Here is a 15,445-nt window from a genome sequence, read left to right as displayed (position 1 = left end):
TTTCGCAATCCGATGTAACGGAACGAGATTGACGGCGATATTGATTTCGTTCGGCAAATAGCTGGCTGTAGCAATGACGGAGGTTCTCATGATCACCAATCTGCTCAACTGGTTGCTCAACGCCTGGGGCGGGGTTTCCGCGGGCAGCTCGGGTTACCAGATCCCGCCCGGCACCCTGCCGTTCGGTAGCTGACGCACGCGGCGCGCCCGCCCGGATCGCTCGGCGGGCGCGTGCGAAAGAATCACTGGCCCAGCAGAAACTGCGCGAGATGCCACGCCTGTTGCCCGGCCAAGGCAGCGGCCTGGGTGCGGCAGGAGAAGCCGTCGGCGAGGAAGATCGCGTCCTCGCCCGCGGCGCGCAGCGCGGGGAGCAGGCCGTTCTCGGCCACCGCCACCGAAATGTCGTAATGGCCTTCCTGCATTCCGAAGTTTCCCGCCAGCCCGCAACATCCGGTGATTTCCGTCACCCCGACTCCCATGCTGGCTAATAATCGGCGCTCGGCATCGAATCCGAGAATCGCATGCTGGTGACAATGAGGCTGGACGACCACCGACTGTCCGGTTCGCTTCGGCGGACGCCAGGTCGGCTGTTCGGCGAGGAATTCGGCGAAGGTGCGCACCGCGGCGGCGGTCGGGGCCGATCTCGGGTCGTCCGGCAGCAATTCCGTCAGGTCGGCGCGCAGGACCGCGGTGCAGGACGGTTCCAGTCCCACGACCAGGCCGCCCGCGCCCACGTGCTGCTCCAACGCGCTCAATGTGGCCCGCAACCGCCTACGGGCGCCGTCGAGCTGACCGGTGCTGATCCAGGTGAGTCCGCAGCAGACGCGTCGCTCCGGAATCCGGACCCGGTAGCCGATGGTGGACAGCAGCCGCGCCGCGGCCAGGGCGATCTCCGGGGCGAACGCGTCGGTGAAGGTGTCGATCCACAGCATCACCTCGCCGCAACCACCCCGTTCCTCCGGCGCGTAGGACGACTCGGCCAGTGCGGCCCCCTCGTCCAGATCACGCCAGATCCGGCGGAAACCGCGCGGGGCCAGGCGCGGCACGTCACGGCGCGGATCGATGCCGGCCGCTCGTAAACCGGCGCGCCGCAGTGTGACTCGCCCGGCCAGCGCGTTCACCACGCGCGGCATCCGGCTCGCCACGGACAACCACCGGGGCAACTGGCCGAGCGAGTAGTGGTCGATCGGGCGCGGCCGATGGCGGTAGCGCCGATACAGCGTCTCCGATTTGTAGGTGGCCATGTCCACGCCCGCCGGGCAGTCCGACCGGCACGCCCGGCAGGACAGGCAGAGGTCGAGCGACTCGGCGACGGCCTCCGACGACCAGGGCAACGCGCCGCGCACCACCTCCTGCAACACCCTCGCCCGCCCGCGCGTGCTGTCCTTCTCGTCCCGGGTGGCCTGGTAGGACGGGCACATGAAACCGCCGTCGGCGCGGCATTTGCCCACGCCGACGCAGCGATGGACCGCGACGCCCAGATCGCCGTCGTCTTCGGGTAGCCCGTAGCCGCCCGACGGCCGGACATCGGGAACCCCCGCCAGGCGCAGGTCCGCGTCGATCGCCCGCGGCGCGACCAGGACACCCGGATTCAGGACGTCGCCCGGATCGAACAGCGCCTTGTAGCCGGCGAAGACGTCGAGCACCGCGGGGGAGTACATCACCGAGAGCAACTCGGAGCGGGCCCGGCCGTCGCCGTGCTCGCCGGAGAGCGAACCGCCGTGCCGCACGACCAGCTCCGCCGCGTCGAAGAGGAAGGCACGGAAACGGCGTGGCGCGTCGGCGATCGGGAGATCGAGGCGAACGTGGATGCAGCCGTCGCCGATGTGCCCGTACAACAGTCCGTCGACGCCGTGGTCGTGGGTCAGGGCCGCGAAATCGCGCAGATAGGCGCCCAGCCGCGCGGGTGGGACGGCCGCGTCCTCCCACCCCGGCCACGCCGGTCGCCCGTCGGGTGTGCGCCCCGCCAGCCCCGCGCCGTCGGCCCGGATCCGCCACAGCGCCGCGGCAGTCCCGGGATCGGTGACGATCCGGGTGTTCACCGTCCCCGCCGTCCGGCACAGCCGCTGTGCGACGGCCAGCGCGTCGGCCTGCGTCTCGCCCGCGGTCTCCACGAAGAGCCAACTGTCGCCGCGCGGCAGTTCGGGCACCAGCCCCCGGTGCGCCCGGACCACGTCGACCAGCCGCGCATCGATGCCCTCGACCGCGATCGGCGCGCAGGCCAGCACGGCGGCGACGTCATCGGCGGCGGTGGCCATGTCCGGGTAGCCGAGCACCGTGAGGACGGTGGCCGCGGGCAGCGCGACCAGGTCGACCGTCGCCTCCAGCAGCAGGCCGCAGGTGCCCTCGCTGCCGACGAACGCCTTCGCCGCCGACGCGCCCCGTTCGGGAAGGAGATGTTCCAAGCCGTACCCGGACGCCTGCCGGTCGAAGCGCCCCAGATCGGTGCGCAGCACGCCGAGATTGGCCCGGCCGAATTCCGCGAGACCCGGCACCGCCGACAGGTCGGCGGTCAACGCGCGTTCGGTGCAGGTGCCGTCCAGGATGCGCAGTTCGCGCACGGTGTCGGAGGTGCGGCCCCACGCGACGGCGCGCGGCCCGCAGGCGTTGTTGCCGATCATGCCGCCGAGCGTGCAGCGATTCTGGGTCGAAGGGTCCGGCCCGAAGCGCAGCCCGTGCGGACGAGCCGCCCGCTGCAACTCCGACAGCACCACGCCCGGCTGCACGGTGGCCACGCGCGCGGCCGGATCGATCGACACGATCCGGTTCATATGCCTGCTGAAGTCGAGGACGAGTCCGGGACCGATCGCATTGCCCGCCACCGACGTTCCCGCGCCGCGTGCGGTCACCGGCAGGCCGTGATCGCGGGCGAATTCCAGGGTGATCGCGACGTCCTCGTCGGTGCGGGGAAAGACGACGGCGGCCGGGAGAACCCTATAGTTCGACGCGTCCGAGGAGTACTCCGCGCGCCGTCGCTCGGAGGTGTCGACCTCACCCGCGATCGTGCCGCGCAGCGCCGCCATCCGGTTCACAGTGTTGATTTTCCCAGCGCCCGCGGTGCTCGGTGTTCGCGGCCCCTTGTGGCTCGCGTCCGAGTGACCGCCGGGATGGACCGAGATTCGGGCTACGGCCGGTTTCGCTCTCGGCGGAAACGGCGTGCGTCCGGAATCGACTTGAACTCAACCATTGTTGAGGTCCTAGTGTCGGTGGCCAGGTCTTGGATGGGTGGGGAGCGAGAGGGAGAGCAACGTGAGCATCGAATCCGTGGCGTGGAGCCAGATGTACCGGCGGGCGAACGCGCCGCTCGAACAGCGGCCGTTCCGCTTCGCCACCGCCCGGCGCATCATCCGGTTCGCGGCGCCGCACCGCCGCAGGATCGGTGCGTTCTTGCTGTTCAGCGTGGTGTCCGCGGTTCTCGCCGTGGCGACGCCGGTGCTGGCGGGCCGGGTGGTCAACAACATCGTCGGCGGCGCGGCGCCGCGGGTGGTGGTCGTCCTCGCGCTGGTGATCGGCGTGCTCGCGGTGTTCGACGCGGGGCTCGGGTTGGCGACCCGATGGATGTCGGCACGAATCGGCGAGGGGCTGATCCTCGATCTGCGCACCGCCGTGTTCGATCACGTCCAGAAGATGCCCGTCGCCTTCTTCACCCGCACCAGGACCGGCGCACTGGTCAGCCGCTTGAACAATGACGTCATCGGCGCTCAGCGCGCGTTCAGCGACACCCTGTCCGGCGTGGTGGCCAACCTCGTCACCCTCGCGCTGACACTCGGGGTGATGCTGAGCATCTCGTGGCAGATCACATTGCTCGCGCTGGTTCTGCTTCCGGTGTTCGTGTTTCCGGCGCGCCGGATGGGCAACCGCTTGGCGGACATGCAGCGGGAGGCGGCGCGGTTGAACGCGGCGATGAGCACCCAGATGACCGAGCGGTTCTCGGCGCCGGGCGCGACGCTGGTCAAGCTCTTCGGCCGTCCGGAGCAGGAGTCCGGCGAGTTCGCGCTGCGGGCCCGCCGGGTGCGCGATATCGGCGTGCGCACCGCGATGCTGCAAACCGTTTTCGTCACCTCGCTCACGCTGGTGTCGGCGCTGGCGATCGCCCTGGTGTACGGGCTCGGCGGCTGGTACGCGCTGCGCGGGCAGTTGGACGCGGGCGCGGTTGTCTCGCTGTCGTTGCTGTTGACCAGGCTCTACAGCCCGCTGACCGCGCTGGCCAGCGCCCGGATGGAGATCATGGCCGCGCTGGTGAGCTTCGAGCGCGTCTTCGAAGTGCTCGACCTGAAGCCGCTGATCGAGGACGCGCCGGGCGCGAAGCCCGTTCCCGCGGGTCCGGTGGCGGTGGAGCTGGACGCGGTGAGCTTCGGCTACCCGTCGGCCGACAAGGTGTCGCTGGCCTCGCTGGAGGACGTGGCGAATCTGGACACTCGCGGCGGGGTGGAGGTGCTGCACGAGGTGTCGCTGCGCGCCGAGCCCGGTCAGCTGATCGCGCTGGTCGGTTCGTCCGGTGCGGGCAAGTCGACCATCGCACAGCTGGTCTCCCGGCTCTACGACGTCGACGGCGGCGCGGTGCGGTTGAACGGCGCGGACGTGCGCGAGCTGACCACCCGATCGATCCGCGAGACGGTCGGCCTGGTCACCCAGGACGGGCACCTGTTCCACGAGACCATCCGGGCCAATCTGCTGCTCGCGCGCCCGGAGGCCACGGAGGACGAGTTGTGGGACGCGTTGGAACGCGCCCGGCTGCGCGACCTGGTCGCGTCGTTGCCGGACGGGTTGGAGACGGTGGTGGGCGAGCGCGGCTACCGGCTCTCCGGTGGTGAGCGGCAGCGGCTGACCATCGCGCGCCTGCTGCTCAAGCAACCGCGCGTGGTGATCCTGGACGAGGCGACGGCGTCACTGGATTCGACCTCCGAAGCCGCTGTGCAGGAGGCGCTGTCCGAAGCGCTGGAGGGCAGGACCGCGCTGGTGATCGCACACCGGCTGTCCACGATCCGCGCCGCCGACCAGATCCTGGTGCTGGAGGAGGGCCGGATCATCGAGCGCGGCACGCATACCCAACTGCTGGCCGCCGATGGCCGCTACGCGGAGCTGTACCGCACCCAGTTCGCCGAGGAGCCGGTTACGGCGGCGGCCTGACCCCGTCGTTCTAGCTCGCCGTCCGGTCCGCGGTACAGGTGGTGTCGGTGTCCGGCAGGGTTCCCGCGCCGAAGTAGGCGTTGATCGCGTGGTTCACACAGCTGCTCAACTCGGGCCGGAAGGTCATGTGGATGCGGACGTCTTCCAGCGTGACCATCCGCGACGCCGACAGATACTCGTGCAGCCGGACGGCGTGGGCGTAGGGAGTTCGCGGATCTCCCGCCGCCTGCACGATGAGCACGGGCACCGCATTCCGGACCACGGTCGGCGGTTCGACCGGCCGAGGCCAGAAAGCGCACGGCTGGATGTTGCCCGCCAGCGCGCCGAACACCGGTTGCGTGGCCCGGCTCTCCTCGATGTTGCGCCAGTACCAGGTGGGATCGATGGGTGCGCCGACATCACCGCAGGCGATCTGCGCCAGGACGGAGTTCTCGTTGTCCCGCAGCGCCGCCACGATGGCGCGCAACCGCGGTGTGCGCGAGGCGGTGGGCGGACCGCCTGCGTCGTCGGCGAGTTCGCGCACCGTCGCGGCCAACGGTTCGTTCAACCGGAAGTTCCACAGCAAGGAGTGCAGGATGAACGGCAACCAGTGGTCGTCGATCGCGAAGTCATCGACGACGATCGGCGTGCGATTGACGACGCGGACCAGCTCCTCGATCTTCGCGCGCACCTGCTGCGGCGTCGCACCGAGCCGGAACTCTTCGTCCCGGGCGGCGGCCCACACCGCCCAATCGTCCAGCGCGATCTCGTCCGATGGACCCCAGTCCTGGACCAAGCCCTCCCAGTACCGGTCCGGGTCGATCGCGCTGTCGAGCACGATGCGATCACTGCGCTCGGGGAACATCTGGGTGAACACCGCCCCGAGATACGTGCCGTAGGACAAGCCGTAGAAGTTGACCTTCTGCTCGCCCAAGGCGGCTCGGACCACGTCCATGTCCCGCGCCGTGTTGCGAGTGGTGAATTGCCGCACCAGCTCTGGATCGCGAACCACGCACGTGGCGGCCATGCCGGCGGATTGGACGGTGTCGTGCACGAAGCCGAGCGGGTCGAGGCCCGCCGACCGGATCATCTCGCCGACCGGCCACCCGCACCGCGGACTCCGGCTCGACTCGCCGACCCCGCGCGGGTCCATCCCGATCAGGTCGTAGCTGGCCAGCACGTCCGGCGACAGCACATCACCGAGCAGATCGACACTGTCCAGTCCCGGGCCGCCCGGACCGCCGGGATTGGACAGCAGGATTCCCCGCCGCCGTGCCGGATCGCTCGCCTTCACCCGGGAGATCGCCAGGGTGATCGTGCGATCGCCGGGCCGCGCGTAGTCGAGCGGCACCTGGACGTTCGCGCACTCGCCCCCGGCCTTGTCCAGATTCTCGACGCCGCACGGCTTCCATTCGAGCGTCTGGTGATAGAACCGGTCCGAGCTGTTCGGCTGCGGGTCGGCCACCGGATCGGCCCGGCTGTATGTGGGCACGGCGAGCAGCGCGGTAACCGCCACTATCGACATCGAACGCCAGAACAGATTCGCGGACAACGAAGTTCGCCTCTCGGCCGGTGCGATCACATGCTTGCCGAAGAACCGTATCGGATCAGTGCCCGCGACGGTGGCAGCGTCTTCCCCCGCGCGGCGTGTTCGGCTCGCGGGCCATCCACGGTGCGAAGATCACCGCGCGTAGTCCTTCGCAGCGTGAGACCGATCAGCGAAGCCCGGCTCGATTCGTTCGAGCCGGGCTTCGTCGGTCCTACGACCATGCGTCCGCCGGGTGCGGATTCGTCCGAGCCCTGCCGAAGTACACCGAGAACCGGCGGGTCAGAATTCGCCGAGGACGCCGATAACGGTGCGCCCGCGATGGCTGCCGCTTTGGATGGAGCGCAACACCTTCTCGGCCTCGGTGATCGGAGCGTGGTTCACCAGGGACGACAGGTGCTGCGGGCGAAGCTCTTTGCCGAGCCGGGACCATACCTCGCGGCGACGTTCGATCGGGAGGTTGACCGAGTCGATGCCCTCGAGCGCGACGCCGCGCAGGATGAACGGCATCACCGTGGTGGGCAGTTCCGCTCCGCCGGTGAGCCCGCTGGCCGCGACCACGCCCCCGTATCCGATGGCGCTCAGCACATAGGCGAGCGAGGCGCCGCCGACGCTGTCCACGGCCGCGGCCCACCGCGCTTTGGTCAACGGCCGCGGCTTGGCGTTCGGGTCTTCGGGCAACCTGCCGATCACCTCGTTCGCGCCGATCTCGCTGAGCAGATCGTTCGCGTCGGTCTTGCCGGTGGAAGCGATCACTTCGAAGCCGAGGCCGGAGAGGATGTCGATGCTCACGCTGCCGACCCCGCCGGTCGCGCCGGTGACCAGCACCGGGCCCGCGTCCGGGGTGAGGCCGCGATCGAGCAGGGCCTGCACGCTCAGGGCCGCGGTGAACCCCGCGGTGCCGAGCGAGGCCGCGTCACGGGGACTCAGGTCCGCCAGCTTGACCACCCATTCGGCCGGCACCCTGGCGTATTCGGCGAAGCCGCCGTTGTGCGAAACCCCGATGTCGTATCCGTGCGCGATCACCTGGTCGCCGGGGGCGAAATCGTCGTCGGCAGACTCGACCACTTCGCCCACGAGATCGATCCCGGGCACGATCGGGTAGTTGCGCACCACCCCGCCGCCCTTGGTGATCGCCAGACCGTCCTTGTAGTTCGCGCTCGAGTAGTGCACCTTGATCGTCACGTCGCCCGGCCCGAGAAAATCCTCGTTGACCTGCTGCCGGGTCAGGACGATCCCGCTGTCCGTCTCGTGTGCCACCATCGCCCAGAACTCCATGCGCACGAGCATACGAGGGTCCGGACGGGTCCGGGAGCTACTGCGGCAGGAGTTCGAGCCGGACGCCGAGCAGACGAACCGGGCGGTCGAGGTCGAACCGTTCGATGATGCGCAGCGCGGTCTCGGCGATCCGCGCGACGTCGATGGTCGGTTCGGGCAGTTTCTCCTGCTTGCTGCGGGTGTAGAAGGTGTTGGTGCGCACCGTCACGGAAACCCGGATGCCGATCCGGCCCGCCGCGGCCATCTCCTCGGCGACCTCGGTGGCAAGCCGCGCCACTTGCGCGCGGATCTCGCCTGGATCGGTCAGGTCGTGCGGGAACGTCTCGGACTTGCTGCGGCCCACGGGTATTCGCGGTTCGGTGGTGACGTCCGTATCGCCTTTGCCGTGGCCGAGCACCCAGAGATACGGCCCGGTGTTCGGCCCGAATTCCGCGGCGAGACGATGCCGGTCGGCGGCCATCAGGTCGCCGACGGTTCGGATGCCCAGCTCGGCCAGACGTGCGGCGATGCGCGTGCCGATACCCCACAGCGCATCTGTCGGGCGATGGGCCATCACTTCGGTCCAGTTCTCGGCGGTGAGCCGGAAGACGCCCGCCGCCGCGCCCGCACCGGCGTCGGGCTCGGCCGACGACTTGCCCGCCGACTTGGCGAACCCGGTCGCGAGCTTGGCGGTGAGTTTGTTGTCACCGATGCCGATCGAGCAGGTCAGTTCGAGTCCGGCGATGGCGCCGCGCACCCGCTGGGCGAGGGCCTCCGGGTCGTCGGTGTCGGCGGCGAGGAACGCCTCGTCCCAGCCCCACACCTCGACCCGTCCCGGAAACGTCCGCAGCAGCGCCATGACCTCGTCCGAGGCGTCCTCGTAGGCGGTCATGTCGAGCGGAAGGAACACGCCCTCGGGGCACTTGCGCTGGGCGCTGCGCAGTGGCATCCCGGCCCGCACGCCGAACGCGCGCGCCGGATAGGACGCGCAGGTCACCACCTTGCGCGGTTCGGTGGGATCGCCGTGGCCGCCGACGATGACCGGCAGTCCCCGCAGTTCCGGATGGCGGCGGAACTCCACCGCCGCCTGGAACTGGTCGAGATCGACGTGCAACAGCCATCTGGCCACACCCCGTTCTTACCCCAGTGCTGCGACATCGCGCATTGCGCTGATCACAGAACAGAATTAAATTCTGGTTATGAAGATTCGAGATCGGTTGCTGTTGGCGGCCGAGCGACAGTTCGCCGAGCACGGGGCGCTCGACGCGACGCTGACGCAGATCCGCGCCGCGGCGGGCGCCAGCGTCGGCGCGCTCTATCACCACTTCCCGGACAAGGCCGACCTGTACCGGCAGGTGTGGGCCAACGCGCTCGCGGACTACCAGGAGCATTTCTGGGCAGCGGTCGGCGACAGCACCGACGCGCGCGCGGGCGTCACCGAGGGCGTGCGCGAGCACCTGCGGTGGGTCGGCGAAAATCAATACCGCGCAACCGTGCTCACCTCCGCGCGTCCACCAGGGGTGCGCGAGAGCGAGAGCAATCGCCGCTTCCTTTCCGACGTGACGCGGTGGTGGCGCACGCACGCCGGATACGGGACGGTGCGTGATCTTCCGATCGATCTGGTCTACGCGCTGTGGCTGGGCCCGGCGCAGGAATACACGCGACAGTGGCTGGGCGGCGAAATGCGCGTCGGCCCGGCCGAAGTCGCGGGCGAACTCGCCGACGCCGCCTGGCTCGCCCTCGCCGCCGATCGCACCCGAGCCGCAGCGGAGGTCTCCCGATGACGACAACCATCGCCCTCGACCTGGACAGCGCCGAGAAGATACTGGCCGCGCAGCCCTTCGCCACACTGGTGGGCACCCAGATCACCGCGTTCGGCGACGGCGCGGCCACCCTGGTCATCCCCCTCCGCCGCGAATTGACCCAGCAATTCGGTTACGTGCACGGCGGCGTGCTCGCCTACGCCGCCGACAACGCCCTCACCTTCGCCGCCGGTACGGTGCTCGGCGCGAATGTGCTCACCGGCGGTGTCACCATCACCTACCTCCGCCCCGCCGCGGGCGAGCGTTTGCGCGTCGAGGCAGCTGTCACCGGCGCGACGCGCCGCCAAGCGGTCGCCCACTGCGAGATCTACGCGGAAAGCTCGGGCCGCGAACCCGTTCTCTGTGCGGTGGCCCAGGGCACCACCCGGCTCGCGGAAGCCGATCTGACCGGTGCGAATACCGGCGGCTGACCAACGGTCTGTCCGCCCGCTCGGCAGCATGCGAACGGCCGGGCACGGAGTTTCCGTGCCCGGCCGTTCCAGCCCAGGTCAGGCAGTAGCCGCGAAGGCAGGCCCCAACGCGGGTTCGGCCACCGGCTCGATGGCGTAGGCGAGGATGTCGGCCACGTCGGCGACGGGGCGGACATCCAGCGCGGCCAGCACTTCCGCCGGGACGTCGTCCAGATCCGGCTCGTTACGCGCCGGGATGAACACCGTCTTCAATCCGGCCCGCTGGGCGGCGAGCAGCTTCTGCTTCACGCCGCCGATCGGCAGCACCCGTCCGTTCAGCGTGACCTCACCGGTCATGCCGACGTCCGATCGCACCTGCCGTCCCAGCGCCAGCGACACCAGGGCGGTGACCATCGTGACGCCCGCGGACGGGCCGTCCTTGGGGACCGCGCCGGCCGGGAAGTGGATGTGGATGTTGCGATCCAGCACCGTCGGCTCGATGCCGATCTCCTCCAGGTGCGAGCGCACGTAGGTCAGCGCGATCTGCGCGGACTCCTTCATGACGTCGCCGAGCTGACCGGTGAGGGTCAGCGAGCGCTCCCCCTCGGCGGCATTCGCCTCGATGTAGAGGACGTCGCCGCCCGCGCCGGTCACGGCGAGACCGGTGGCCACCCCTGGGACGGCCGTGCGTTCGACCGAATCGGGGGTGAAGCGCGGGCGACCCAGGTAGTCCTTCAAGTCGGCGAGACCGATCGTCAAGGTGTCGGTATCCACCTCGTAGCCCAGGTCCGGGTCGTAACCCGCCGCCGCGGGGACGGTTACGCGCTCGGACAGCCGGGTGGCCGCCTTGCGCAGCGCCTTGGCGACCAGTCGTTCCATCTGCCGAACGCCCGCCTCCCTGGTGTAGTTGGCGGCGATCTCGCGCAGCGCCTCCTCGCTGATCGTGACCTCCTCGGCGGTCAGCGCGTTGCGCTCCAGTTGCCGCGGCACCAGGAAGTCGCGCGCGATGGCCACCTTGTCGTCCTCGGTGTAGCCGTCGACGGTGATCAGTTCCATCCGGTCCAGCAGCGGGCCGGGGATTGTCTCCATGACGTTCGCGGTCGCGATGAACAGCACGTCGGACAGGTCGAGGTCCAGATCCAGGTAGTGGTCGCGGAAGGTGTGGTTCTGCGCCGGGTCCAGCACCTCGAGCAGGGCGGCCGCCGGGTCGCCGCGGAAGTCCGAGCCGACCTTGTCGATCTCGTCCAGCAGGACGACCGGGTTCATCGATCCGGCTTCCTTCATGGCGCGGACGATGCGGCCGGGCAGCGCACCGACGTAGGTACGGCGGTGCCCACGGATCTCGGCTTCGTCGCGCACGCCGCCCAGGGCCACGCGGACGAACTTTCGGCCGAGGGCGCGCGCGACGGATTCACCCAGCGAGGTTTTGCCGACGCCGGGCGGACCGACCAGCACCAGCACCGCGCCGGACCCGCGTCCGCCGACGACCTCCAGGCCGCGGGCGGCGCGGCGAGCGCGGACGGCCAGGTACTCGACCATGCGGTCCTTGACCTCGTCCAAACCGTGGTGGTCGGCGTCCAGGACCGCGCGGGCGGCCGAGACGTCGGTGCTGTCGGTGGTCTTCACCGTCCACGGCAGCTCCAGCACGGTGTCCAGCCAGGTCCGGATCCAGCCCGATTCCGGGCTCTGATCGCTGGCGCGCTCCAGTCTGCCGACTTCGCGCAGCGCCGCCTCGCGGACGCTGCCGGGCAGATCGGCCTGCTCGACGCGGGTGCGGTAGTCGTCCGCGCCGTCCGGCTCGTCCTCGCCGAGTTCCTTGCGGATGGCGTTGAGTTGCTGGCGCAGCAGGAATTCGCGCTGACTCTTCTCCATCCCCTCGCGAACGTCCTCGCTGATCTTCTCGCTGATCTCGGCCTCGGCGATGTGCGCTTTGGTCCACTCGATCAGGGTGGTGAGCCGCTCGGCCACGTCGGGGGTCTCGAGCAGCTCCCGCTTCTGGTCAGCGGTCAGGTACGGGGCGTAGCCCGCGGTGTCGGCGATGGCCGACGGGTCGGTCAGCTGATTGACCGCGTCGATGATCTGCCAGGCCTCGCGGCGTTGCAGCACCGAGACGACCAGCTTCTTGTACTCCGCGGCCAGTTCCTTGGTGCGGCCGTCGGGGGTGGGTGTCTCGACCGGCTCTGCCTCGACCCACAGCGCGGCGCCGGGGCCGGTCACCCCGTGCCCGATCTTGGCGCGCCGTTCGGCCTTGAGGACGGCCGCCGGGGCTCCGCCGCGCATACGGCCGACCTGTTCGATGGTGGCGACCACACCGTAGGTGGCGTAGCCCTCGTTCAACCGCGGCGCGAGCAGCACGGCTTCGGTCTTGGCGGCCCGTGCGGCATCGATCGCGGCCTGCGCCGATTCGTCCAGTTCGATGGGCACGACCATGCCCGGCAGCACGATCGGATCGGTCAGGAACAGCACCGGCAGGTTCTGTGGTGTAGTCACGTCTTCGACCCTTCCAAAAGTTGAGCGATGCCTACTCAACCCCGGGGTGTTCGGGTTTGTTCCACCCCGACCGGTCCGTTCGCTGACGGCGAAGTCCCGCTTCGCGTTGACACCTCGTCCAAGGCAATGAGAACGTGGGGACCTTGGTATCTCATACCGGCGGTACCGCCGGATCGGCTTAGGGAGTCCCATCGATGTCGTCGCTCGCCGCTGGCGTGTTCATCGACTGGGAGAGCTTGACCGGGCAGCCGAAGTTCGTGGTCGACCTGATCACGTTTCCGATCTTCAGCGCGCTGGCGGGCTGGCTGACCAACTGGACCGGCGTGCTGATGCTGTTCTGGCCGATCCGGTTTCGCGGCGTTCGCATTCCCGGCCTGCACGTGCTCTACCCGTACTTCCCGCGCCGGGTCCAGGTGCTGCCGACATTTTCCGGCGACGGCCGCCGCCTCGGCTTCCAGGGCTTCATCCCGGCACGCGCGGAGAAGATGGCCAGCATCTGCGTGGACAAGGCGCTGATGCGGATCGGCAGTCCGAAGGACTTCATCCACGAACTCGATCTCGACGGTATCGCCGACTACATCGCGGTGCTGGCGCGGGAGCAGGTGCGACCGCTGGTGGACGAGCTGATGTACCGGGACAACCCGGACCTGTGGCGCACCGTGCCGCGCGCCGCCAAGCAGCTGATCTACCAGCGGGTGGATCGCGAACTGCCCGCCCTGTCGCGTCGCGCGTTCGCCTCGCTCGGCGACAACGTCGACCAGCTGATCGGCATCAAGGGCTTCGTGATCCGTTACCTGGAGGACAATCCGACCATCCTGAAGGACCTCACCACCACCATCGCGGCGCCCGAGCTGCGGTTCATGGTCCGTGTCGGCTTGCTCGGCGCGCCCTTCGGCGTGCTGCTGGCGCTGTACATGCATGTGCACCAGAACATTCCGGTGCTGGGCTGGGTGCCGGGCTGGGTGATCGTACTGCTCGCCTCGGCGGCGATCGGTGTGATCGTGAACGTCATCGCGGTGAAGATGGTCTTCGAGCCGGGCGACCCGCAACCGAGGTACAAGTACCTGTGGAAGCAAGCGCTGCTGGCGAAACGGCAGCCGCAGGCGGCCACCGATCTGGCACACATCCTGGCCTACCAGGTGCTGACGCTGCCCAACTTGTCCAAGGAACTGCTGGAGGGCCCGAACGGGGACAAGACCAGGCAGCTGCTGGAGCGCTTGATCGCCGACGAGATCAATCGTCAGCTCGGCCCGACCACCACACTGGTGCGGGCCGCCCTCGGACGCCGCCAGTTCGACAACCTCACGGTGGGCGCGGCGGGCGCGGCGGTCGGCTTGGCCCCGACCCTGGTCGAGGACGAGGAGTTCAACCGGGAGCAGGCCAAGACCATCGATGAATTCGCGGCGCGCAAGTTGCGGCGGCTCACGCCGGGGGAGTTCATGGAGATGTTCTACGCGTCCGTGGAACAGGACGCGTGGCTGTTGTATCTGCACGGCGCGGTCCTCGGGCTCGTGGTGGGAGCCGCCCACCTGCTGATTTTCGGCTGGTAGCGGGCCCGCGTCGGCCGATATAAAACAAGCACGCTTGCCTTTTTTTGGTCTCGCTGCGATGCTGGACCCGGCGGCGCACGAGGCGGTGCGCCCGGTAGCGGCAGGGGAACTGATGGCTGACCTAGAGGCGCTGCTCGGCGACTTCGCCGACGAATGCGCGGACCTCGAACGACTCGTCGGCCCGTTGGCGCCCGAGGGGTGGGCTCGCGCCACACCCGCGCCCGGTTGGACCATCGCCCATCAGATCGGCCATCTGGCCTGGACCGACGAGATCGCGACGATCGCCACCGCGGATGCCGCGCGCTTCGGGGAGTTGCTGACCGAAGCGGGGCCACGTGCGCTCACGTTCGTCGACGAAGCCGCCGAGAAGGCCGCAACCGAACCGCCCGCCGAGCTGCTGGATCGATGGCGGCGTGGACGCGCCTCGCTCATCGCCGCGCTGCGCGCCGCGCCCGCGGGCGTCAAGTTGCCCTGGTTCGGTCCGCCGATGAGCGCCGCGTCGATGATCAGCGCCCGCATCATGGAGACCTGGGCGCACGGGCAGGATGTGGCCGATGCCCTCGGCGTACACCGCACGCCCACGGCGCGGCTGCGCACCGTGGCCCATATCGGCGTGCGCACCAGGAACTTCGCCTACACCGTGCACGGAAAGACGCCGCCCGCAGCGGAATTCCGGGTCGAATTGACCGCCCCGGATCGCACGATCTGGGGGTGGGGTCCGGAAGACGCCGAACAGCGCGTGACCGGACCGGCGCTCGATTTCTGCATGCTGGTGACCCAACGCCGCCATCCCGACGATCTGGCGCTCGGGACGCACGGCGACGACGCCGCGGAATGGCTCACTCTCGCACAGGCTTTCGCTGGTCCGACCGGCGCGGGAAGGGCAGCGGGTCAGTTCGCCTGACCCGCCTACACCCGGCCCGTCGACGACGCTTCGGAGCGGGCGAGCGCCACACTTGGGTGCGCCGTGTTCATGTCGACGGCCGGACGCCGTTGGCCGGGTGTCTCGAGTGGCAGTCGAGAATGGCGCTCGCCAGCTACCGACTATTTACCCGTCGGTGCGTTCACGGAAACATCGACGCCGTTTACGGCGCGGCGACGCCAGGCGATGCCGCGCCTTTCCCGGATTGCCCGCTGCTCCCACACGAGACCATTCGCACGCCGCCGATCCACCGCGACACACAGCCGGTGATCGAGCCCGCCCCGGCCGTCCGCTGCCCGGACCAGCACCGACCGGCCACCTTTCGCCGCGCCGACTGTGATCCTGCTCTCTTCGATGCG

General features: G+C 69.3%; 10 protein-coding genes. 5 read left to right on the top strand and 5 right to left on the bottom strand.

What is annotated here, in order from left to right:
• Positions 1-242: 242 nt before the first annotated feature.
• A complete protein-coding gene (locus ACZ6DL_RS08800) occupies positions 243-3,023 on the bottom strand; it encodes an FAD-binding and (Fe-S)-binding domain-containing protein (protein WP_466050488.1) in 2,781 nt (926 codons plus the stop codon).
• Positions 3,024-3,249: 226 nt separating this feature from the next.
• Here ACZ6DL_RS08800 and ACZ6DL_RS08795 point away from each other — a divergent pair, with 226 nt between their 5' ends.
• The gene (locus ACZ6DL_RS08795) at positions 3,250-5,130 is read left to right on the top strand and encodes an ABC transporter ATP-binding protein (protein ID WP_466050004.1); all 1,881 of its coding nucleotides are present in this window, start codon (positions 3,250-3,252) and stop codon (positions 5,128-5,130) included.
• Between the two features lie 10 nt (positions 5,131-5,140).
• Here ACZ6DL_RS08795 and ACZ6DL_RS08790 read toward each other — a convergent pair whose 3' ends face one another.
• From ACZ6DL_RS08790 to ACZ6DL_RS08780, 3 genes are all read right to left on the bottom strand, one after another.
• Positions 5,141-6,661, bottom strand: a complete 1,521-nt coding sequence (locus ACZ6DL_RS08790) for an alpha/beta hydrolase (RefSeq protein WP_466050003.1) — start codon at positions 6,659-6,661, stop codon at positions 5,141-5,143.
• Between the two features lie 276 nt (positions 6,662-6,937).
• Entirely contained in the window at positions 6,938-7,933 is a 996-nt protein-coding gene (locus ACZ6DL_RS08785) for an oxidoreductase (protein ID WP_466050002.1), read from the bottom strand.
• Between the two features lie 37 nt (positions 7,934-7,970).
• Complete coding sequence (locus ACZ6DL_RS08780) at positions 7,971-9,041, bottom strand: DNA polymerase IV (RefSeq protein WP_466050001.1); 1,071 nt, start codon at positions 9,039-9,041, stop codon at positions 7,971-7,973.
• Positions 9,042-9,111: 70 nt separating this feature from the next.
• On the opposite strand from ACZ6DL_RS08780, the gene ACZ6DL_RS08775 reads away from it, so the two are divergent.
• Positions 9,112-9,696: a TetR/AcrR family transcriptional regulator gene (locus tag ACZ6DL_RS08775; RefSeq protein WP_466050000.1), complete on the top strand. Its 585-nt coding sequence runs from the start codon at positions 9,112-9,114 to the stop codon at positions 9,694-9,696.
• Positions 9,693-10,145 carry a PaaI family thioesterase gene (locus tag ACZ6DL_RS08770; protein ID WP_466049999.1) on the top strand — a complete coding sequence of 151 codons (453 nt, stop codon included), beginning with the start codon at positions 9,693-9,695 and terminating at the stop codon, positions 10,143-10,145. Before ACZ6DL_RS08775 ends, ACZ6DL_RS08770 begins: the two co-directional genes overlap by 4 nt.
• Positions 10,146-10,223: 78 nt before the next feature.
• On the opposite strand, the gene lon is transcribed toward ACZ6DL_RS08770, so the two are convergent.
• Positions 10,224-12,554: an endopeptidase La gene (gene lon, locus ACZ6DL_RS08765; RefSeq protein ID WP_466050487.1), complete on the bottom strand. Its 2,331-nt coding sequence runs from the start codon at positions 12,552-12,554 to the stop codon at positions 10,224-10,226.
• 254 nt (positions 12,555-12,808) lie between these two features.
• On the opposite strand from lon, the gene ACZ6DL_RS08760 reads away from it, so the two are divergent.
• Positions 12,809-14,164 (top strand): DUF445 domain-containing protein, encoded by a 1,356-nt coding sequence (locus ACZ6DL_RS08760; RefSeq protein WP_391461166.1) that lies wholly within the window; start codon positions 12,809-12,811, stop codon positions 14,162-14,164.
• A gap of 112 nt (positions 14,165-14,276) precedes the next feature.
• Positions 14,277-15,068 (top strand): TIGR03084 family metal-binding protein, encoded by a 792-nt coding sequence (locus tag ACZ6DL_RS08755; RefSeq protein ID WP_466049998.1) that lies wholly within the window; start codon positions 14,277-14,279, stop codon positions 15,066-15,068.
• Positions 15,069-15,445: the final 377 nt, after the last annotated feature.

Source organism: Nocardia sp. NPDC041819, from assembly GCF_055590505.1.
Note: the sequence above shows the minus strand (reverse complement) of the source record. Positions and strands in the feature narration are given on the sequence as shown.

Coding starts and splice junctions, on each gene's coding strand:
- ACZ6DL_RS08800 (WP_466050488.1), bottom strand. CDS start 3,023: ATGGCGGCGCTGCGCGGCACGATCGCGGGTGAGGTCGACACCTCCGAG.
- ACZ6DL_RS08785 (WP_466050002.1), bottom strand. CDS start 7,933: ATGGAGTTCTGGGCGATGGTGGCACACGAGACGGACAGCGGGATCGTC.
- ACZ6DL_RS08775 (WP_466050000.1), top strand. CDS start 9,112: ATGAAGATTCGAGATCGGTTGCTGTTGGCGGCCGAGCGACAGTTCGCC.
- ACZ6DL_RS08770 (WP_466049999.1), top strand. CDS start 9,693: ATGACGACAACCATCGCCCTCGACCTGGACAGCGCCGAGAAGATACTG.
- lon (WP_466050487.1), bottom strand. CDS start 12,554: ATGGTCGTGCCCATCGAACTGGACGAATCGGCGCAGGCCGCGATCGAT.
- ACZ6DL_RS08760 (WP_391461166.1), top strand. CDS start 12,809: ATGTCGTCGCTCGCCGCTGGCGTGTTCATCGACTGGGAGAGCTTGACC.
- ACZ6DL_RS08755 (WP_466049998.1), top strand. CDS start 14,277: ATGGCTGACCTAGAGGCGCTGCTCGGCGACTTCGCCGACGAATGCGCG.